This is a genomic window from Nocardioides sp. F233, assembly GCF_057813895.1.
In genome coordinates this window covers 160,610-180,404 of the sequence record NZ_JBVASH010000007.1, presented here as the reverse complement: position 1 = coordinate 180,404, position 19,795 = coordinate 160,610, and the positions used below count along the sequence as shown (strand labels likewise).

Below are 19,795 nucleotides of genomic sequence, written 5' to 3'. Positions count from 1 at the left end.
GCCGATCGTGGGCAGATGTTGCCTGCCGGTCCGGCGGCTCGGGAAAGTAACACGCCGTCCACTCGACTACCTGGCGCCTGTCAGCAGAAAAGCGCCGATTTCGGGCCTCTGTCTGCTGAGAACAGCCGGGTAGTCAGGTGGACGGCGTGTTACTTGCGGACCGCCGCGAGCGCCGACGGGCTAGCGACCAGCCAGCTCCTCAACAGCCAGCGCGACCTCGAGCAGCCGCAGGTCCGCACCGTGCGGCGCGACGATCTGCACGCCGACGGGTAGCCCCGCGGAGGTGGTGCCGAAGGGCACCGAGATGGCGGGACAGCCCGTGACGGTGATGAAGTACGCCGACCGCATCCAGTCGAGGTACGTCGCCATCGGCTTGCCGTTGATCTCGGTCGGGAACTCCTGGGTCGCCGGGAACGGCGGGACCTGGGAGACCGGCAGCACCAGCACGTCGTGGTCGCCGTAGAAGGACCGCATGGTCTCCGACAGGGCGGTCCGCTGCGTGTAGGCCCGCGCGACGTCGGCACCCGTCAGGGCCTCGCCCAACCGGATGTTGTCGGCGAGCGACGGCTTGAAGTCGTCGGGGTGGGCCGCCAGCAACGAGCCGAGCTTGGCCTGGAAGTGCCAGGCCCGCAGGGTGCGGAAGGTGTCCTCGGCGAGCCCGAGATCAGGCGCGGCACCGGACACCGAGGCCCCGGCAGCGCCCAGGGCGCGTCCGGCGGCCTCGACGACGGCGGCCACCTCGTGGTCGACCTCGAGCGCTCCCCCGAGGTCCACGCTGAGCGCGACCCGCAGGCCGGCGAGCGACGCGGCCGCCGGTGACGCGAAGGTGGAGCCGGGCGAGCCCAGCGCCTGCGGGGCCCGGGGGTCCGGGCCGGCCATGACCGACAGCAGCAGCGCCAGGTCGCCCACGTTGCGGGCCATCGGGCCGCCGACCGACGTGGTCTCCCACTGGTTGTAGAGCGGCCACTCGGGCACCCGCCCGAGACTCGGCCGCATCCCGACGACCCCGCAGAAGGACGCCGGGTTGCGCAGCGAGCCGCCCATGTCGGAACCGTCGGCGAGCGGGACCATGCCCGCGGCCAGCGCGCACGCCGCTCCCCCGCTGGACCCGCCCGCGGAGCGCGTGGGGTCGACCGGGTTGAGCGTGGTGCCGAAGACCTTGTTGAAGGTGTGCGACCCGGCCGCGAACTCCGGCACGTTGGTCTTGCCGATCGTGAAGGCGCCCGCGGCGCGCACCCGCTCGACGATCAGCTCGTCGCGATCCGGCACGTTGTCGGCCATCACCGTGGAGCCGTACGTCGTGCGCCAGCCTCCCACCGCGTGGGTGTCCTTGAACGCGAACGGCAGCCCGTGCAGCGGTCCGACATCGGCGCCCGACGCGAGCAGCTCGTCGGCCGCGGCGGCACCCGACCGGGCGCGCGCCTCGTCGAGCGAGACGATCGCGTTCAGCTCGGGGTTGCGCTCGGCGATCCGGTCGAGGTGCAGGTCGAGGAGCTCACGCGCGGAGATGTCGCGCCGGCGCACCGCCGCGACCTGGTCACGGGCGGTCGAGTCCGGCGAGATCATCGCCGACGGCCCAGCAGCCCGCCCACGATCACGCCGGCGAGCACGAGGCCGCCGCCGACGGCGACGCCCATGAGGAACGACTCACCGCCCACGGACGGGACCGAGGACGCCTTGGCCGGAGCCGCGAAGACAGGAGCGCCGTCGGCCGACACAGTCGGCTCGGCCGACGCAGCCGCCACGGGCAGCCCGTTGGCGATCACCTTCTCGACGTTGCCGAAGAACTCGGCGGCCATGCGCCGCGAGACGCTGGTCAGCATCCGCTGGCCGACGCCGCCGATCATGCCGCCGACGACCGCGTCGGCGTCGTACGACAGGACCGTCTGGCCGCCGTCGTCCTTGAAGGTCACCAGCACCGTCGCGTCGATGGTGCCGGGCGCACCGGCGCCCTTGAGCTTCATGGTCAGCCCGTCGTTGACCCGCAGGTCCTCGAGCACGCAGGAGCCCGAGTAGGTCCCCTTGATCGCCGCGACGCCGGCGCTGACCGTCATCGCGTAGGCGTTCTCGCCCGTGGCCTCGAGCTGCTCGCAGCCGGGGATGGTCGCGACCAGGACCCGCGGGTCGAGGATCGCCTCCCAGACCTTGTCGACGGGTGCGGCGATGGTGTTCTGACCGGAGATCTTCACTTCGACTCCTCAGCGTGGGGGGCGTGGGCCAGGCGGAGCGCGAACAGCTCCGACGGCGAGATGGGCATGACGGTGATGGGCAGCCGCTCGGCGTCCTCGATGGCGGCGGCGAAGGCAGCGGACCCGGGGATCACGCCGGCCTCCCCGGCACCCTTGATGCCGAGCGGGTTGAGCGGAGACGGGGTCTCCAGGTGGTCGATCTCGATGCTGGTCGGCACCTCGGTGACGTACGGCATCAGGAAGTCCATGAAGGACGCGTTGAGCAGCTGGCCGGACTCGTCGTACGCCATCCGCTCGTAGAGCGCGCCGCCGACACCCTGCGCGACACCGCCGTGGATCTGGCCCTCGACGATCATCGGGTTGATCAGGTGCCCGCAGTCGTGGACGACGGCGTACTTGAGGATCCGGATCTCCGCGGTCTCCACGTCGGTCTCGACGATCACGGCGTGCATGCCGGAGGCGAAGGTCGAGCGCGGCGGCGAGTAGAAGTCCTTGCCCTCCAGGCCCGGCTCGTCGTCCTCGGCGACCGGCGGCTTCGTCGGGTCGCCGACGTTGAACTGCGTGGCCGCCTTGGACGCCTCGTCGAACGCGTAGCGCAGCGGGTTCGACAGCACCGCGACGGTGCCGAGCGGGATCGAGCTGTCGGTGCCCTTGACGCTCACGACGCCGTCGACGATCTCGAGGTCGTCGACGTCGGCCTCGAGGGCGTCGGCCGCGATCCGCAGCGCCTTCTCCTTCGCACGCTTGGCTGCGAGATGGATGGCGGAGCCGCTCATCACCGCCGCACGGGAGGCGAAGGTGCCCACGGCGTACGGCATCCGGCGGGTGTCGCCGGTGGTGATCTCGACGTCCTCGAACCGGACGCCGAGCTCGTCGGCGACGATCTGCGCGAACGCGGTCTGGTGGCCCTGGCCCTGCGAGGTCAGGCCGGTGGCGACCTTGACCTTGCCGGAGGTCTCGATGTGGACGTGGGCGCCCTCGTAGGGACCGACGCCGGTGCCCTCGACGTAGCAGGCCAGGCCGAGGCCGACCCGCTTGCCCTCGGCCGCCTTCGCGGCGCGGAAGTCCTCGAAGTGGTCCCAGTCGACCAGGTCCTTGATCTTCGTGAGCATGGCCGGGTAGTCGCCGGAGTCGTACTTCAGCTCGCGACCGTCCTGGAAGATCAGTCCCTGGTCGTAGGGGAACTCGTCGGGCTGGATGAAGTTCGCGGCACGCACGTCGGCGCGGTCGAGACCCAGCTCGGCGGCGATCGCGTCCATGGTCCGCTCCATCACGAAGCAGCCCTGCGGCCGGCCGGCGCCGCGGTACGGCGTGACGATCACGGTGTTCGTGTAGAGCGAGTCGAACTGCACGTGGTAGGCGCCCGGCTTGTAGGGCCCGAGCAGCTGGGTGGACGTGATGATCGGGACGATCAGGCCGTACGGCGTGTACGCGCCGTGGTCGTGCCAGAACCGCACGTCCAGGCCGAGCACCCGGCCCTCGTCGTCGAAGCCGACCTCGACGTGGTGCACCTGGGCGCGCTCGTGCGCGGAGGAGATGAAGTGCTCGCGGCGGTCCTCGGTGAACTTCACGGCCTTGCCGAGCTTCTGCGCGGCGAGCGGGACGAGCAGCTCCTCGGGCCACGGGTGCACGATCTTGACGCCGAAGCCGCCGCCCACGTCGGGCGTGATGACGTCGACCTGGCCGAGGTCGAGGCCGAGCTTGGCCGCGACCGCGGCGCGCACGCCGGTGGAGGTCTGCGTGGAGGTCCACACCTGCAGCCGGTTCTGGTCCGGGTCCCAGCGCGCGACGGTGCCGCGACCCTCCATCGGCATGCAGGCGCTGCGCTCGATGAACAGGTCGAGCGAGAGCGTGTGGGGCGCAGCCGCGATGGCCGCGGCGGCGTCGCCGTTGGACTGCTCCATCCGGGCGGCCACGTTGCCGGGTACGTCGTCGTGGACCAGGTTCGCGCCCGAGCGGGCGGCCTCGATGCCGACGACGGCGGGCAGCAGCTCGTACTCGACGACGATCTGCGCGAGGGCGTCCTCGGCGACGTACCGGTCGTCGGCGACGACGAACGCGATCGCCTCGCCGACGTAGTTGACCTCGTCCTTGGCCAGTGCGTACTGGGTGCGGCCGTGGGTCAGCGTCGGGTGCGGGATGAGCAGCGGCAGCGGGTCGGCCATCGCGCCCTCGAGGTCCTCGTGGGTCCACACCGCGTGCACTCCCTCGACGTCCAGCACGGCGTCGACGTCGATCGACACGATCCGCGCATGGGCGTGGGGGCTGCGGAGCACCGCGGCGTGCAGGGCGTCGGGGGCCACGTCGTCGACGTACCGTCCCGTCCCGCGCACCAGCCGGTCGTCCTCGACGCGCTGGACCTTGGCGCCCATCATCTTCGTCGTCATGCGGCACCGCCCTCGTCGGAGCGGGCCAGCTCGGCGGCGCGGCAGACGGCCTTGACGATGTTCTGGTAGCCCGTGCAGCGGCACAGGTTGCCGGCGACCATGTCGCGCGCCTCGTCCTCGGTGGGGTCGGGGTTCTCGGCGATGCCGGCGGTGATCGTGGTCAGGAAGCCCGGCGTGCAGAAGCCGCACTGCAGGCCGTGGCACTCGCGGAACGCCTGCTGCACCGGGCCGAGCTCGCCGTCCGGTCGGGCCAGGCCCTCGACCGTGGTGATCTCGTGGCCGGCGGCGGAGACCGCGAACATCAGGCAGCTGCGCATCGGCTGGCCGTCGACCAGCACGGTGCACGCACCGCAGACGCCGTGCTCGCAGCCGACGTGGGTTCCGGTCAGGCCGAGGTCGTGGCGCAGCGCGTCGGACAGCAGCCGCCGGGCGGGCACGGCCGCCTCGTGCTCGACGCCGTTGACGTTGAGCCGGATCTCGTGGGTCTGCTCGGTCACGAGCGCTCCTCCCGTGCGTTCTCGTAGGCGGCGGTCACGACCCGTGCGGTCAGCACCCGGGCGAGGTGCGCGCGGTAGTCGGCCGTGGCGTGGATGTCGGTCTCCGGGTCGAGCTGCTCCAGCGCGGCCTCGGCGGCCGCGGCCAGGGCCGCGGCGTCCACCGATCCGTCGAGCGCCTCGGTCAGGTCGACCACGGTCGGGATGTCGGAGACGGAGAGGTAGCCGGCCCTCGCCGACACCACCCGGTCCCCGTCGACGGTGACGACGGCGGCGACGCCGCACATGGCGTAGTCGCCGTGCCGGCGGGCGATCTCCTCGAACGCCACCCCGGTGTGGGGGGCGAGCGCCGGGAAGAACGCCTCGACCGCGATCTCGTCGTGGTGGAGGCTGGACTCGAGCGGGCCGACGTACAGCTCCGCGACCGGGATCGTACGACGCCCGCCGGGTCCGGCGACGTCGAGCGAGCCGTCCAGCAGCCGCAGCACCATCGGCATCTCGGCCGCCGCGTCGGCGTGGACCAGCGAGCCGACGGTGGTGCCGCGGTTGCGGATCGTCGCGTGCGCGACGTTGGCCAGCGCGAGCGGCACCAGCGGCTGCACCCGGGCGACGTCGGGGTCCCGGAGGACCGCGGCGTGCCGGGCGAGGGCGCCGATCCGGACACCATCGGCGGTGACCCGGACGTGGTCCAGGTCGGGCAGGTCGTTGATGTCGACCAGCACTGCCGGTGCGGCCAGCCGCATCGAGAGGAGCGGGACGAGGCTCTGTCCTCCGGCGAGGACCTTGGCCTCCGGGTGCCCGGCCAGGGCCTGGAGGGCTTCCTCCAGGGTCCCCGGCCGGACGTAGTCGAACGGTGCGGGCTTCACAGCCTCTTGGTCACCTCTCCCGAAGTCGCGTCGGCGGTGCGTCCCTTCACGAGGTGGAAGAAGACGATCACGAGGATCGTGCCGAGGGCGATGCCGCCGAGCTCGAAGTCGTCGGTGATCTTGAGCGTGACGCCACCGATGCCGGCGATCAGGCCGGCGGCGAGGCCGACCATGTTGACCGGGTTGCCGAAGTCGACCTTGTTCTCGACCCAGATCTTCGCGCCGACCAGGCCGATCATGCCGTAGAGCACGACGGTGATGCCGCCGAGGACGCCGCCCGGGGTGGCGTTGACGATCGCGCCGAACTTCGGGCACAGGCCGAGCAGGATCGCGACCGCGCCGGCGACGTAGTAGGCCGCCGTGGAGTAGACCTTGGTCGCACCCATGACGCCGATGTTCTCGGCGTACGTCGTGGTCGGCGAGCCGCCGAAGACGCTGGCGAACGCGGTGGCGGCACCGTCGGCGGCGATCGCACGGCCCATGTAGGGGTCGAGGTTGTCGCCGGTCATCTCGGCGACGGCCTTCACGTGGCCGGTGTTCTCGGCGATGAGGGCGATGACGCCGGGCAGGACGAGCAGGATGAAGGTCATCGAGAAGCTCGGGCCGTGGACGACCGAGACGCCGTCGGCGAGCTTGCCGCTCGGGAAGCCGATCCAGTCGGCCGCCTTCACGCCGGCCCACGAGACGCGGTCGTGCTCGACGGCCTGGCCGCCCGACACGGGGGTCACCGAGGTGATCGCGCCGAAGACCTTGTCGGCGAGGACGGAGACGACGTAGCCGAAGACCAGGGCCAGGAAGACCGCGATCCGCGACCAGAAGCCCGGCAGCAGCACGGCGGCGCAGACCATGAACGCGGCGGTGGCGAGCGCGATCCACTGGTCCTGGGGCCAGTAGATGCCGGCCACGACGGGCGCCAGGTTGAAGCCGATCAGCATGACGACCGCGCCGGTGACGGCCGGCGGCAGGATCTTGTGGATCAGGCCGGCGCCGGCGAAGTGGACGGCGACACCGATCGCGGCGAGCACCAGTCCGGCGACCATGATCGCGCCGGTGACGTCGGCGGAGTCACCACCCTGCACGCGGATGGCGGCCACACCGGCGACGAAGGACGCGCTGGTGCCGAGGTAGCTCGGCACCTTGTTGTTGCAGATCAGCAGGAAGCCGATCGTGCACAGACCCGAGAACATGATGGCGAGGTTCGGGTCGAGGCCCATCACGATCGGGAACACGAACGTCGCGCCGAACATGGCGACGACGTGTTGTGCTCCCAGGCCTACGGTCCGACCCCACGGAAGTCGCTGGTTCGGCGCTACCGGTTGTCCCGGCGCCGGGTCCACGACCTCCCACTTGAACATCGACATGCTGTGTCCTCCTGAATCTGGGGCTGTGCTCACTGGTCCCGCATGGGGCTCCCGAGACTCACCAACCTATTGAGGGCCAGATCACACCTCACTGGCCACATTCGCCAAAGGATCCCGGGGAACTGCTGGCGGAAGTTGCCCGCGATTCACCGGCTGACGACTTCGAGCACCTTCAGCGCGACGGCGACGTCGAGGCGCAGGTTCTGGTCGGACGCGACCGGTCCGAGCATCCGCTCGAGCTTCCCGACCCGGTAACGCATCGTGTTGTAGTGGAAGAACTGCGTGCGCGCGGCCTCGGCCACGTTGAAGTTCGTGTTGAGCAGGACCTGCAGCGTCTCGCGCAGGGTCACCGCCTCCTCGGAGGACCCGGCCAGCTCGCCGAGCACGTCGTGCGCGAAGGCGCGGAGCTCCTCCGTGTCGGGCACCATCGCGATCAGCCGGTGCAGGCCCAGGTCGTCGAACCAGGTGGTCGTGCTCGGTCCCCGGAACCTCCGGCCGACCTCGAGCGCGCGCCGCGCCTGCGTGTAGCTGTCCGGCAGCCCGGACGGGCTCGACGTGACGCGGCCGACCCCTGCGGTGAACGGACGGCGCCCGCCGCCCTTGTCACCGGCGACGGCGACGACCAGTCGTCGTACGAGCGCCGCGGTGGCCTCGGCGTCCTCGGCCGGCAGCACCGCCACCACCTCGGAGCCGAAGTCGGCGATCGGGATGGCCCGGTCGACGGAGGCCGCGACCTGGCGCCAGGCGTTGGCGAAGCGCTCCTGCCAGTGGCGCCGGTCCTCGACCGAGGCCGGTGCCTGGTACGACGGCTGCGGGTCGATCTGCGCGGCGAGCACGACCGTCGGGCGACTCAGGTCCCAGCCGAAGCCGACGACGTGCTCGCGGACGAAGTCGTCGCTGCCGGCGCGGCCGAGGAAGACGTCGCGCAGGAAGTCACCGCGGTACTTGTTCTCCACCGCGGACACGGCCTGCTCGCGGGTGATCCACAGCGACACCGCCGTCGCCGCGCGCTGCAGCGCGACGACCTGCTGCGGCACCATCCCGTTCTCGGCGACCGCGACCAGGTGGCCGAGGGCCTGGTTGGGCGCGGCGAGCGGCTCGCGGTGCACGTGGGCGCCGGCCACCGGCTGGCCCTCGTGGCCGCCCCGATCGCCCAGCCACTCGACCCGCAACCGGCCGGTCTCGTCGGTCAGCCCGGCGGCGGAGATCCGCTCGCGCATGGCGTCGTCGATGCGCGCCGCGCGCTCGCGGCCGTCGGTGGTGGTGACCGCGACGTGCACGTCGAGGGCGTCACCGATCGCAGCCACCAGCTCGTCGAGGTCGGCCCCCGCCAGCACGAGCTGGGCGAGCGCCTCGGCCAGCTCCTCTGTGTCCATGACGCCATCGTCGGCGATACCGCTCCCCGCGGTGGCTATCAACTCTTGCCCGACTTCTGCCCGGACGTTGGCAATGCTCACCATTCGATGCACCTTACCCAGCCGTTAGCGTCCCAGAAATGCAAAGGGTCGAATCAGCCGCGGGAGGCGCCGGTTCCGCGGCGCTGCGTGCCCTGCTCGCGGGCCCGCCGCAGACCGGATCGGTCGTGCACGCCGGGCGGCAGGCGGTGTACGCCGACCTCGGCGGCGAGATCGGGACTGTCGTCGGCGTCGTCGCCCACGGTGCGGTGCACGTGCCGTGCGCCATCGCGACCGCGCTGTCCGACCTGCCCCGGGTCGCCGTGGGCGACCCGGTCGTGGTGGGCGACGGCGTCCTGCGCCTCAGCTCGCTGACCGTCTCGGTGACGCGTCTGGTCTCGTTCTCCGTTCCGCCCCTCACCTCGGTGCCCGCCCCGGTCGCTGCCGACCTCTCCCCCGCCAGCGACCAGCTGCCGGCCGACGCCCTCGACCTGCTCGCCGCCGGCGACCCGGCCGCCGTACCCGCGCTGGTGGGGCGCGGCGACGGGCTGACCCCGGTCGGCGACGACGTGCTGGCCGGCTGGCTGGTCGCGTCCCGGGCGGCCGGCCGCGACACCTCGGCGGTCGCCGAGGCCGTCGAGGCCCATCTCCACCGCACCACCAGCCTGTCCGCGGCCCTGCTGCGTCATGCGGCTGCCGGCGAGGCGATCGCGCCGTTCCGCGCGGTCCTCGCGACCGGCGACGCCGCCGCGGTCGCCGTACTCATGGCCGTCGGCCACACGTCCGGCGCCGGGATGCTCCTCGGCGCCCACCTCGCCCTCTCCCGCCCCATCGATCAGACCGCAATCACCAACGAAGCCCTTGAAGGGAGCACTCGATGACGCACCAGCACGTCGAGATCCGACCCGGTGCCTACGCCGACAGCGTCGCGCTGCTGCAGGTCAGCCGGGACGTCGCCGCCACCCCCGGCGTCGCCGCCGCCCAGGTGGCGATGGCCACCGAGCTGAACGTGGAGGTGCTGCAGGGCATGGGCTTCACGCTGCCCGCCACCAGCACCAACGACATGGTCGTGGCGCTGCGGCTCGACGACGAGTCGGCGCTGCCCGCCGCGCTGGCCGCCGTCGACGCCGCGCTCGCCGCGGCCCGCAAGGGATCGTCGGGCGGGGAGGTCACCGAGCCGCCGCGCACCACCGCGTCCGCGCTGCGCCGCGCGGGCGGCGACCTGGCCCTGGTGTCGGTCCCCGGCGCCTCCGCACTGGTCGAGGCGATGGACGCCCTCGACGCCGGCGTCGACGTGATGATCTTCAGCGACAACGTGCCGGTCGAGCAGGAGCTCGCGATGAAGCAGATCGCGCGCGACCGCGGCCTGCTCGTGATGGGCCCCGACTGCGGTACGGCGGTCGTCGGCGGCGTGGGCCTCGGCTTCGCCAACACCGTCACGCCGGGACAGGTCGGCATCGTCGCCGCGTCGGGCACCGGCTGCCAGCAGGTCCTGGCCCTCCTCGACGCCGCGGGCGTCGGCGTCGCCGCCGCGCTCGGCGTGGGCGGACGCGACCTGTCCGCCGCGATCGGCGGCATCTCCACCCGGACCGCGCTGGACCGCCTCGACGCCGACCCGTCGGTCGAGCACGTCGTCGTCGTGTCCAAGCCCCCGGCCGCCGAGGTGGCCGCCGCCGTCGAGAAGTACGCCGCCGACCTCGGCACCCCGGTTCGCTTCGCGCTGCTCGGCGCGGGCCAGCCCGACCTCACCACGCAGACCGAGGCGCTGCTGGGCGACCTCGGCGTCGCCGTACCCGAGTGGCCGGTGTGGGGCACGCCCGCCGTCCCCGCCCCCGACGGGGGAACCGCGCTGCGGGGCCTGTTCGTCGGCGGCACCCTGTGCGACGAGGCCATGCTGATCGCCGCGGCCGAGCTCGGCGGCATCCGCAGCAACATCCCGCTCTCGCCCGAGCTCGCGCTCGACACGAGCCTGGTCGCCGACGGCCACGTGATGATCGACTTCGGCGACGACGGCCTCACCCGCGGCCGCGCGCACCCGATGATCGACCCGACGCTGCGCCTCGAGCACCTCGCCAAGGTGGCCGCTGACCCCGACACCGCGGTCATCCTGATGGACGTCGTCCTCGGCCACGGTGCCCAGGACGACCCGGCCGCCGAGCTCGCCCCGGCGATCGCCGCGGCCCGCGCGGTGCGCGACGTCCCCGTCGTCGTCGCCTGCGTCGGCACCTCGACCGACCCGCAGGGCCTCACCCGTCAGGCCGAGGCGCTCGCCGCCGCCGGCGCCGAGGTCCACCTGTCCAACGCCGCGGCCACCCGCCGCGCGATCGCCCTCGTGAACGGAGCCGCCCGATGACCGCCCTGCCCAGCACCGCTCCCACCGCCGTCGCCGCTGTCGGCGCCGACATGTTCGCCACTGCCGTGGCCAACCAGGCCGTGCCGGTCGAGCGGGTCGACTGGAAGCCGCCGATGGACGGCACCGCCGACGACCTCGCGACCGTCGCCGCCGACCCGCTGCGCCGCGACGCCAACGCCCTCGCGGTCTCCCGGATGCTCGACGTGCAGGCGATGCTCGTCGGCGTCGCGCCGGCCTCCGAGCTGCTCGGCCTCGAGAAGGGCCAGTTCCTGCACGCGGGTCCGCCGATCGAGTGGGCCCGTGCGTCGGGCCCCCTGCGTGGTGCGCTGATGGGCGCGGCCGCCTTCGAGGGCCTGGTCGAGGACCCGGAGGACGCCGAGGCGCTGTTCGCGTCGGGGTCGTCCGTCTCGCTGGAGCCGTGCCACCACCGCAGCGCGGTCGGCCCGATGGCCGGCGTGGTCTCGCCGTCGATGTGGATGTTCGTCCTCGAGGACCCGGCGACCGGTCGTCGTACCTACTGCTCGCTGAACGAGGGCCTCGGCAAGGTGCTGCGGTACGGCGCCTACGGTCCCGAGGTGCTCGAGCGGCTGCGCTGGATGCGCGACGTGCTCGGCCCGCTGCTCGGCGAGGCCGTCTCCGCCGCCGGTCCGGTCGACGCGACCGCGATCCTCGGCCAGATGCTGCAGATGGGCGACGAGGCGCACAACCGCAACCGCGCCGGCACCCTGATGCTGCTGCGCGACATCGCGCCCTCGATGGTCCGCTCCTCGCGGTCGTCGGAGGAGGTCGCCGAGGCGTTCTCGTTCATGGGCGGTAACGACCACTTCTTCCTCAACGTCGCGATGCCCGCCTGCAAGCTCGCGCTCGACGCCGCCCGCGACATCCCGGGCTCGACGATGGTCGTCGCCATGGCCCGCAACGGCACGGACTTCGGCATCCAGGTCTCCGGCACCGGTGACCAGTGGTTCACGGGCCCCGCCCAGCTCGCCGACGGCCTGTTCCTGGGCGACTACGGCCCGGACGACGCCAACCCCGACATCGGCGACTCCGCCATCACCGAGACCGCCGGCATCGGCGGCTTCGCCATGGCCGCCGCCCCTGCCATCGTGCGGTTCGTCGGCGGCACCGTCCCCGACGCGCTGGCCACCAGCCGCCGGATGCGCGAGATCACCATCGGCGAGAACAACCGCTGGCCGATCCCGGTCCTCGACTTCGCCGGCGCCGCCACCGGCATCGACGTCACCGCGGTGTGCCGGACCAGCATCCTGCCGCAGATCAACACCGGCATGGCCGGCAAGGTCGCCGGCGTCGGCCAGGTCGGCGCCGGCCTGGTCACCCCGCCCGCGTCGATCTTCCCGGCCGCACTGACCGAGCTGGCCGAGCGGGCCCGGGCGCGCAGGTGACGACCGAGCTCGTCGAGTAGCCGCGAGCGCCAGCGAGCGGCGTATCGAGACGCCTAGCGGTGATGCCGGGACTCTTCGTGGACAGTCCCGGCATCACGTGGGGTGGTCTCGTGACGCGTCACGACCTCGCTTGCTTCGCAGCGCGAGCTCGCCGACGCTCCTCGACCTTCGGCCGCTGACCGCGGGTTCGCAAGCTCACCCGCGGACGGCCTCGATGACGAGCGGCCCGGGGGTGTACGCCGTGCCGGGGGCCGCGATGTCGTAGCCACCCTCCAGCGAGGCGAGCGCCCGCTCGAAGCGCTCAGGCGTGTCGGTGTGCAACGTGAACAGCGGCTCCCCCGCACGCACCACGTCTCCGGGGCGGGCGTGCCAGACGACGCCGGCACCGGCCTGCACCGGGTCCTCCTTGCGCTCGCGGCCGGCGCCGAGGCGCCAGGCGGCGACACCCACGGCGAGCGCGTCGAGGCGGGTCAGCACGCCGTCGGCAGACGCCACGACCACGTGCTGCTCACGCGCCACCGGCAGCTCAGCCGACGGATCGCCGCCCTGGGCCTGGATCATCCGTCGCCAGGCGTCCATCGCGGAGCCGTCGGCCAGCTTGTCGGCGGGGTCGACGTCGCCGCGCCCGGCGCCGGCGAGCATCTCGCGGGCCAGGGCGAGGGTCAGCTCGACCACGTCTGCCGGTCCCCCGCCGGCGAGCACCTCGACCGACTCCGCGACCTCGATCGCGTTGCCGGCGGTGTAGCCGAGCGGCACCGACATGTCGGTGAGCAGCGCGACGGTGGTGACTCCGGCGTCCTTGCCGAGCGCGACCATCACCTCGGCGAGCTCACGTGCCCTGTCGACGTCCTTCATGAACGCGCCCGAGCCGACCTTGACGTCGAGCACCAGCGCGCCGGTGCCCTCGGCGATCTTCTTGCTCATGATCGACGAGGCGATCAGCGGGATCGCCTCGACGGTGCCGGTGACGTCGCGCAGGGCGTAGAGCTTCTTGTCGGCGGGCGCGAGGCCGTCACCGGCCGCGCAGATCACCGCGCCGACCGACTCGAGCTGCGCGATCATCTCCTCGTTGGAGAGCAGGGCGCGCCAGCCGGGGATCGACTCGAGCTTGTCGAGGGTGCCGCCGGTGTGGCCCAGTCCCCGCCCCGACAGCTGGGGTACGGCGACCCCGCACGCCGCGACCAGCGGTGCCAGCGGCAGCGTGATCTTGTCGCCCACGCCGCCCGTGGAGTGCTTGTCGGCCGTGGGGCGCGACAGCGAGGAGAAGTCCATCCGCTCACCGGAGGCGATCATCGCCGCGGTCCAGTCGGCGATCTCGCGCCGGTCCATGCCGTTGAGGAGGATCGCCATCAGCAGCGACGACATCTGCTCGTCGGCGACGGCGGCTCGGGTGTAGGCATCGACCATCCAGTTGATCTGGCTGGTGGTCAGGGTGCCTCCGTCCCGCTTGGCGTGGATGACCTCGACGGCATCGTGCGTGCTCACGAGGCGTTTGTACCAGTCGTGTCCACGCCCGTGACCCGTTCCAGGTCGGCCGGCCCGAACGCCTGCGGCAGGACGGCGTCCATCGCCAGCACTCCCTGCGGGGTCAGCACCTCGAGCGCAGCACCGCCGTTCTCCCACAGCAGCTGGCGGCAGCGGCCGCACGGCATGATCACGTCGCCGGCGCCGTTGACGCACACGAAGTGGGTCAGCCGGCCCCCGCCGGTGGCGTGCAGCTGCGACACGAGCCCGCACTCGGCACACAGCGTGACGCCGTACGCCGCGTTCTCGACGTTGCAGCCGACCAACAGGCGACCGTCGTCGGCGAGCGCGGCAGCGCCCACCCGGTAGCCGGAGTACGGCGCATAGGCCCGTGCGGCGATGTCGTTCGCCGCCTGCGTGAGGGTGTCCCAGTCGACCACCCGGCCAAGGTAGACGATCGCGAGGATCTTGCGCATGGGCAGGTTTCGACGGGAAATGTCCCAAGTTGATAACCGTTTCCACGAATGCGCTTCCCGCATCGACCTCCTTGGGTGAGGATGCACCCGGAGTACCAGAAGCAATATTCCTGCCCTGCCGCTTGGAGCCGGGCGTCGATCTGGAGGACATCTGTGAAGACCTGGAAGAGGACGACGGCCGCCGCGGCCGTGGCGCTCATGGCGAGCGCGGCCCTGGCCGCATGTGGCGACGCTCCCGACGAGGGCAAGAAGGGCGGCTCGGCGAAGAGCGACTTCCTCCCCTGCATCGTCTCCGACGCGGGCGGCTTCGACGACAAGTCGTTCAACCAGCTCAGCTACGAGGGCCTCAAGGAGGCCGCCAAGGAGCTCGGCACCGACTACAAGGACGTCCAGTCGAAGACCGACCAGGACTACGCGCCGAACCTCGAGAACCTCGTGGGTCAGGGCTGCGACCTGATCGTGACCGTCGGCTTCGCGCTGTCCGCCGCGACCGTCGAGTCGGCGAAGGCGAACCCCGACATCGAGTACGTCCTGATCGACGACGCCGCCGACAACGACTTCGACGGCAAGAAGGACGCCGACAACATCAAGCCGATCCTGTACGACACCGCGCAGGCGGCGTTCCTCGCCGGCTACGCCGCGGCGGACTACACCAAGACCGGCACCGTCGGCACCTACGGTGGCCAGCCCTTCCCGACCGTCACGATCTTCATGGACGGCTTCAAGCAGGGCGTCGACTACTACAACAAGCAGAAGGGCAAGGACGTCAAGCTCATCGGCTGGGAGGGCAACGACAAGGGCGTCTTCACCGGTGGCTTCGACGCCAACGAGAAGGCGACCAACACCGCCAAGTCGATCCTCGACAAGAACGCCGACGTGATCCTGCCGGTCGGTGGCCCGATCTACCAGGGCGCGCTCACCGCGATCAAGGACTCCGGCAAGGACGTTGCGCTGGTCGGTGTGGACGCGGACTTCTACGAGACCGACCCCAACACGCAGGCCCTGGTCCTCACCTCGATCCTGAAGAACATGAAGACCTCGACCATCGAGACCGTCGTTGCCGCGGGCAAGGGCAACTTCGACCCCGAGGCCTACGTCGGGACGCTCGAGAACGACGGTGTCGGTCTGGCGCCGTTCCACAACTTCGAGTCCAAGGTCAACCCCTCGCTCCAGGGCGAGCTCGACACCGTGAAGGCCGGCATCATCGACGGCAGCATCCCGGTGACGTCGTACCTCGACAAGTGACGACGGCTCACCTGCGCTGACTGACGCAGGGTCCGGGGGAGGTCGGCAACGACCTCCCCCGGACGCATTCCGCGCCGGAAACGCCCAGGCGTTCACGGTGCATTTGCTGGCTTCTGCACGTCCGCTCCGAGAGGATCCCTCCATGACGCTCGAACTCCGGGGCATCACCAAGCGCTTCGGCCCCCTGGTCGCCAACGACCGGATCTCCCTCACCGTCAACGAGGGCGAGATCCTGGCCCTCCTCGGCGAGAACGGCGCCGGCAAGTCGACGCTGATGAACGTCCTCTACGGCCTCTACCAGGCCGACGAGGGCGAGATCTTCCTCGACGGCGCGCCCCTCAAGATGTCCGGTCCCGGCGACGCCATGGCCGCCGGCATCGGCATGGTCCACCAGCACTTCATGCTGGTTCCCGTCTTCACCGTCGCCGAGAACGTCATGCTCGGCAACGAGAGCACCGGCTTCGCCGGCACGCTCGACATCGACGCCGCACGCCAGCGGGTCCGGGAGATCTCCCAGCGGTTCGGGTTCGACGTCGACCCCGACGCCCTGGTCGAGACCCTGCCCGTCGGCGTCCAGCAGCGCGTCGAGATCATCAAGGCGCTCTCCCGCGACGCCCGCGTGCTCGTGTTCGACGAGCCGACCGCGGTGCTCACGCCCCAGGAGACCGACGAGCTGATGGAGATCATGCGCCAGCTGCGCGCATCGGGCACCGCCATCGTCTTCATCAGCCACAAGCTGCGCGAGGTCCGCGCGATCGCCGACCGGATCACCGTGATCCGCCGGGGCGCGGTCGTCGGTGAGGCCAGCCCGACCGCCACCAACGCCGAGCTGGCCGCGCTGATGGTCGGCCGCCCCGTCGAGCTGACGGTGCACAAGGAGCCCGCCCAGCCCGGCCCCGACGCGTTCGTCGTCCGCGACCTGCGGGTCACCGACGACTCCGGCCACAGTCACCTCGACGGCATCAGCTTCTCGATCGCGCGCGGCGAGGTGCTCGGCGTCGCCGGCGTCCAGGGCAACGGCCAGACTGAGCTCACCGAGGCGATCATGGGGCTGCAGGCGCACGTCCACGGGTCGATCCGGCTCGGCGAGCACGAGCTGGTCGGCAGGTCGGTGCGCAAGGTCCTCGACGCGGGCGTCGGCTTCATCCCCGAGGACCGCCAGATCGACGGCCTGGTCGGCGAGTTCACGATCGCCGAGAACCTGATGCTCAACCGCAGCCACGGCACGCCGTTCGTGTCCGCCGGCACCGTCCGATCGGGCTTCCTCGAGGACTTCGCCCAGCAGAAGCTGGTCGAGTACGACGTCCGCGCGTCCGGCATCCAGGCGAGGGCAAGCCAGCTCTCGGGTGGCAACCAGCAGAAGGTCGTGGTCGCCCGCGAGCTCTCGCGCGACCTCAACCTCCTCGTGGCCGCCCAGCCGACCCGCGGTGTCGACGTCGGCTCGATCGAGTTCATCCACAAGCAGGTGGTGGCGACCCGCGACTCCGGCGTACCGGTGCTCCTGGTCTCCACCGAGCTCGACGAGATCGTCGCCCTCTCGGACCGGATCATGGTCCTCTACCGCGGGCAGGTGGTCGGCATCGTCCCGGCCGACACCCCCCGCGAGACCCTCGGCCTGATGATGGCCGGCGAGCGCCCGGAAGGTGGTGCCGCGTGAGCACCGACATGCAGACCGAGTTCGAGGAGAAGCCGAGCGGCAGCCAGCGGGGGCGCTTCGACGGCGTGCTGCGCGAGATCGTCGCGGGCAACGCGATGGTCGCCGTGCTGTCGGTCCTCCTCGCCATGGTCGTCGGGTCGCTGATGATCCTGCTGACCGACGAGAACGTCCGCTCGACCGCCGGTTACATCGGAGCGCGGCCGGGTGACTTCTTCAGCGCGGTCTGGACCTCGATCTCCGACGCCTACACGGCCCTGTTCCGCGGCGCGATCTACAACACGAACCTGGAGGGCTTCCAGGGGCGGATCCGGCCGCTGACCGAGACCCTCAAGTTCTCCGGCCCACTGATCCTGGCCGGCCTGGGCGTCGGCCTGGCCTTCCGCGCCGGCATGTTCAACATCGGTGGCCGCGGCCAGATGCTGCTGGCCGGCGCCGCCGCCGGCTGGGTCGGCGTCAACGCGGACCTGCCGATCGTGCTGCACCTGCCGCTGGCGATCCTCGCCGGTGCGCTGGCCGGTGCGCTGTGGGCCGGCATCGCCGGCTTCCTCAAGGCGCAGAGCGGCGCGCACGAGGTGATCGTCACGATCATGCTCAACTACGTCGGCTACTACCTCGTCTTCTACGCCCTCTCCAAGCAGGGCCTGCTCCAGGCGCCGGGCTCGCTCAACCCGAAGTCCGAGGCGATGCCCGAGTCGGCGATCCTGCCCAAGCTGCTCGGCGACCGGTTCAACCTGCACGCCGGCTTCCTGCTCGCGCTGGTCGCGGTCGCGGTCGTGTGGTGGCTGCTCAACAAGTCCGCGCTCGGCTTCCGGTTCCGCGCCGTCGGCGAGAACCCCGACGCCGCCCGCGCCGCCGGCATCGACGTCGGTCGCACCTACCTGGTCGTCATGCTGATCGCCGGTGGCCTGGTCGGCCTGGCCGGTGTCAACCAGATCCTCGGTACGACGACCAGCGGCGTCACCGTCGACATGGACGCCGGCATCGGCTTCGACGCGATCACGGTCGCGCTGCTCGGCCGGTCCCGTCCGCTCGGCATCCTCGCGGCCGGGCTCCTGTTCGGCGGCCTCAAGGCCGGTGGCTTCTCGATGGCCGCCGCCGAGGGCATCCCGGTCGAGATCGTGCTGGTCATCCAGTCGCTCATCGTCCTGTTCATCGCCGCTCCCCCGTTGGTGCGAGCTATCTTCCGGCTGCCGAAGGAGGCGACGGCATGAGCGACACCAAGATGACCGTCCCGGTCCCCGCCGATGCCGCGGAGCCGGTCGCCGTACCCCTCCGCACGGCGCTCAAGGCGCCGATCATGCTGGGCGTCGTCACCATTCTCGTGGCACTGCTGGTCGCGCTGGGCGCCCCGTCGGGCGACACCACGTTCCAGCTGGCCGCGGAGACCGACTTCTTCGACCTGCCCGACATCACCCTGCCGTCCACGGCGACGGTCGCGACCCTGGTCGTGCTGCTCGCCGCGTGCACCGCGGCGTCCGCGCTGCTGGTCAGCCGCGGACGTCGTACGCCGTTGTGGCTGGTCGGCCTGTTCGCCTTCCTCGCGGTCACCGCGTTCCTCACCTGGGCGGCCGCCGGCGACAGCCTGACCGTGATCGGCCTGCTGGGTGGCTCGATCACGCTGGCCGTACCGCTGGTCTTCGGTGCCCTCGGCGGCGTCCTCGGCGAGCGCGCGGGCGTCGTCAACATCGCCATCGACGGCCAGCTGCTGTTCGGCGCGTTCGCCGCCGCCATGGTCGGCACCCTCGTCGGCTCCCCGTGGGGCGGCCTGGTCGCCGCGATGGTCGCCGGCGCGCTGGTCGCGCTGGTGCTCGGCTTCTTCGCGATCACCTACTTCGTCGACCAGGTCATCGTCGGCGTCGTGCTCAACGTGCTCGTGATCGGCCTGACCAGCTTCCTGTACGGCCAGGTGCTCACCGAGAACCCCGACAAGCTCAACGCCCCCGAGCACTTCTCGCGGCTGCCGATCCCCGTCCTCGGCGAGATCCCGATCATCGGCCCGGTGCTGTTCCGGCAGACGATCCTCGTCTACCTGATGTACGTCGCCGTCGCGGTCGTCGCCTGGGCGCTCTACCGAACCAAGTGGGGCCTGCGGGTCCGCGCGGTCGGCGAGCACCCGAAGGCGGCCGACACGGTGGGCATCAAGGTCAACCGGACCCGCTACACCACGCTGCTGATCGCCGGCCTGGTCGCCGGCGCCGGCGGCGCGACGTACACCCTGGTCTCGGTGCCGCAGTTCGGCGAGGAGATGACCGACGGCGCCGGCTACATCGCCCTCGCCGCCGTCATCTTCGGCCGCTGGGACCCGGTCCGCGCGACCCTCGCGGCGCTGCTGTTCGGCTTCGCGTCGAACCTGCAGCTCGCGCTGTCGGTGATCGGCTCGCCGGTGCCCAGCCAGTTCATGCTGATGCTGCCGTACGTCGTCACGATCGTCGCCGTCGCCGGTCTGGTGGGTGCCTCGCGGGCCCCCGCCGCCGACGGCGTGCCGTACCGGAAGGGCTAGCGGTCG

Annotated in this window: 16 protein-coding genes; 7 read left to right on the top strand and 9 right to left on the bottom strand. The window is 71.5% G+C overall.

Translation table 11 applies throughout. From position 1 onward, the window contains the following. Positions 1-180: 180 nt before the first annotated feature. The 7 genes from ACZYRU_RS23510 to ACZYRU_RS23480 all read right to left on the bottom strand — a co-directional run bounded on the left by ACZYRU_RS23510 (position 181) and on the right by ACZYRU_RS23480 (position 8,673). A complete protein-coding gene (locus ACZYRU_RS23510) occupies positions 181-1,566 on the bottom strand; it encodes an amidase (protein ID WP_488959528.1) in 1,386 nt (461 codons plus the stop codon). Then, a complete protein-coding gene (locus tag ACZYRU_RS23505) occupies positions 1,563-2,189 on the bottom strand; it encodes an SRPBCC family protein (protein WP_488959527.1) in 627 nt (208 codons plus the stop codon). Before ACZYRU_RS23505 ends, ACZYRU_RS23510 begins: the two co-directional genes overlap by 4 nt. Beyond that, complete coding sequence (cutA, locus tag ACZYRU_RS23500) at positions 2,186-4,576, bottom strand: aerobic carbon-monoxide dehydrogenase large subunit (protein ID WP_488959526.1); 2,391 nt, start codon at positions 4,574-4,576, stop codon at positions 2,186-2,188. Before cutA ends, ACZYRU_RS23505 begins: the two co-directional genes overlap by 4 nt. Next, a complete protein-coding gene (locus ACZYRU_RS23495) occupies positions 4,573-5,073 on the bottom strand; it encodes a (2Fe-2S)-binding protein (RefSeq protein ID WP_488959525.1) in 501 nt (166 codons plus the stop codon). The genes cutA and ACZYRU_RS23495 overlap by 4 nt, the downstream gene beginning before the upstream one ends. Then, positions 5,070-5,936, bottom strand: coding sequence for an FAD binding domain-containing protein (locus tag ACZYRU_RS23490; RefSeq protein WP_488959524.1), 867 nt, complete (start codon positions 5,934-5,936; stop codon positions 5,070-5,072). The genes ACZYRU_RS23495 and ACZYRU_RS23490 overlap by 4 nt, the downstream gene beginning before the upstream one ends. Beyond that, entirely contained in the window at positions 5,933-7,297 is a 1,365-nt protein-coding gene (locus tag ACZYRU_RS23485) for a uracil-xanthine permease family protein (protein WP_488959523.1), read from the bottom strand. The genes ACZYRU_RS23490 and ACZYRU_RS23485 overlap by 4 nt, the downstream gene beginning before the upstream one ends. A gap of 146 nt (positions 7,298-7,443) precedes the next feature. After that, positions 7,444-8,673 carry a PucR family transcriptional regulator gene (locus ACZYRU_RS23480; protein ID WP_488959522.1) on the bottom strand — a complete coding sequence of 410 codons (1,230 nt, stop codon included), beginning with the start codon at positions 8,671-8,673 and terminating at the stop codon, positions 7,444-7,446. Between the two features lie 119 nt (positions 8,674-8,792). On the opposite strand from ACZYRU_RS23480, the gene ACZYRU_RS23475 reads away from it, so the two are divergent. The 3 genes from ACZYRU_RS23475 to ACZYRU_RS23465 are packed head-to-tail and all read left to right on the top strand — an operon-like array spanning position 8,793 to position 12,447. Next, positions 8,793-9,572 carry an oxamate carbamoyltransferase subunit AllH family protein gene (locus tag ACZYRU_RS23475; RefSeq protein ID WP_488959521.1) on the top strand — a complete coding sequence of 260 codons (780 nt, stop codon included), beginning with the start codon at positions 8,793-8,795 and terminating at the stop codon, positions 9,570-9,572. Then, positions 9,569-11,044 (top strand): AllF/FdrA family protein, encoded by a 1,476-nt coding sequence (locus tag ACZYRU_RS23470; protein ID WP_488959520.1) that lies wholly within the window; start codon positions 9,569-9,571, stop codon positions 11,042-11,044. Before ACZYRU_RS23475 ends, ACZYRU_RS23470 begins: the two co-directional genes overlap by 4 nt. Continuing rightward, on the top strand, positions 11,041-12,447 hold the full coding sequence (locus ACZYRU_RS23465) for a YlbE family protein (protein ID WP_488959519.1): 1,407 nt from the start codon (positions 11,041-11,043) through the stop codon (positions 12,445-12,447). Before ACZYRU_RS23470 ends, ACZYRU_RS23465 begins: the two co-directional genes overlap by 4 nt. A gap of 195 nt (positions 12,448-12,642) precedes the next feature. On the opposite strand, the gene ACZYRU_RS23460 is transcribed toward ACZYRU_RS23465, so the two are convergent. Both ACZYRU_RS23460 and ACZYRU_RS23455 read right to left on the bottom strand, forming a co-directional pair. Further along, positions 12,643-13,932, bottom strand: a complete 1,290-nt coding sequence (locus tag ACZYRU_RS23460; protein WP_488959518.1) for a thymidine phosphorylase — start codon at positions 13,930-13,932, stop codon at positions 12,643-12,645. Next, complete coding sequence (locus ACZYRU_RS23455) at positions 13,929-14,387, bottom strand: cytidine deaminase (protein WP_488959517.1); 459 nt, start codon at positions 14,385-14,387, stop codon at positions 13,929-13,931. Before ACZYRU_RS23455 ends, ACZYRU_RS23460 begins: the two co-directional genes overlap by 4 nt. 153 nt (positions 14,388-14,540) lie before the next feature. On the opposite strand from ACZYRU_RS23455, the gene ACZYRU_RS23450 reads away from it, so the two are divergent. The 4 genes from ACZYRU_RS23450 (at position 14,541) to ACZYRU_RS23435 (ending at position 19,789) form a co-directional block, all read left to right on the top strand. Continuing rightward, positions 14,541-15,632 carry a BMP family lipoprotein gene (locus ACZYRU_RS23450; RefSeq protein ID WP_488959516.1) on the top strand — a complete coding sequence of 364 codons (1,092 nt, stop codon included), beginning with the start codon at positions 14,541-14,543 and terminating at the stop codon, positions 15,630-15,632. Between the two features lie 142 nt (positions 15,633-15,774). Beyond that, positions 15,775-17,289: an ABC transporter ATP-binding protein gene (locus ACZYRU_RS23445; RefSeq protein ID WP_488959515.1), complete on the top strand. Its 1,515-nt coding sequence runs from the start codon at positions 15,775-15,777 to the stop codon at positions 17,287-17,289. Further along, positions 17,286-18,500 carry an ABC transporter permease gene (locus ACZYRU_RS23440; RefSeq protein ID WP_488959514.1) on the top strand — a complete coding sequence of 405 codons (1,215 nt, stop codon included), beginning with the start codon at positions 17,286-17,288 and terminating at the stop codon, positions 18,498-18,500. The genes ACZYRU_RS23445 and ACZYRU_RS23440 overlap by 4 nt, the downstream gene beginning before the upstream one ends. Next, positions 18,497-19,789 (top strand): ABC transporter permease, encoded by a 1,293-nt coding sequence (locus ACZYRU_RS23435; protein ID WP_488959513.1) that lies wholly within the window; start codon positions 18,497-18,499, stop codon positions 19,787-19,789. The genes ACZYRU_RS23440 and ACZYRU_RS23435 overlap by 4 nt, the downstream gene beginning before the upstream one ends. Positions 19,790-19,795 lie beyond the last annotated feature (6 nt).

Excerpts from the sequence above, each read along its gene's own strand:
- ACZYRU_RS23510 (WP_488959528.1), bottom strand. The coding sequence starts at position 1,566 with ATGATCTCGCCGGACTCGACCGCCCGTGACCAGGTCGCGGCGGTGCGC.
- cutA (WP_488959526.1), bottom strand. The coding sequence starts at position 4,576 with ATGACGACGAAGATGATGGGCGCCAAGGTCCAGCGCGTCGAGGACGAC.
- ACZYRU_RS23485 (WP_488959523.1), bottom strand. The coding sequence starts at position 7,297 with ATGTCGATGTTCAAGTGGGAGGTCGTGGACCCGGCGCCGGGACAACCG.
- ACZYRU_RS23480 (WP_488959522.1), bottom strand. The coding sequence starts at position 8,673 with ATGGACACAGAGGAGCTGGCCGAGGCGCTCGCCCAGCTCGTGCTGGCG.
- ACZYRU_RS23475 (WP_488959521.1), top strand. The coding sequence starts at position 8,793 with ATGCAAAGGGTCGAATCAGCCGCGGGAGGCGCCGGTTCCGCGGCGCTG.
- ACZYRU_RS23470 (WP_488959520.1), top strand. The coding sequence starts at position 9,569 with ATGACGCACCAGCACGTCGAGATCCGACCCGGTGCCTACGCCGACAGC.
- ACZYRU_RS23465 (WP_488959519.1), top strand. The coding sequence starts at position 11,041 with ATGACCGCCCTGCCCAGCACCGCTCCCACCGCCGTCGCCGCTGTCGGC.
- ACZYRU_RS23455 (WP_488959517.1), bottom strand. The coding sequence starts at position 14,387 with ATGCGCAAGATCCTCGCGATCGTCTACCTTGGCCGGGTGGTCGACTGG.
- ACZYRU_RS23445 (WP_488959515.1), top strand. The coding sequence starts at position 15,775 with ATGACGCTCGAACTCCGGGGCATCACCAAGCGCTTCGGCCCCCTGGTC.
- ACZYRU_RS23435 (WP_488959513.1), top strand. The coding sequence starts at position 18,497 with ATGAGCGACACCAAGATGACCGTCCCGGTCCCCGCCGATGCCGCGGAG.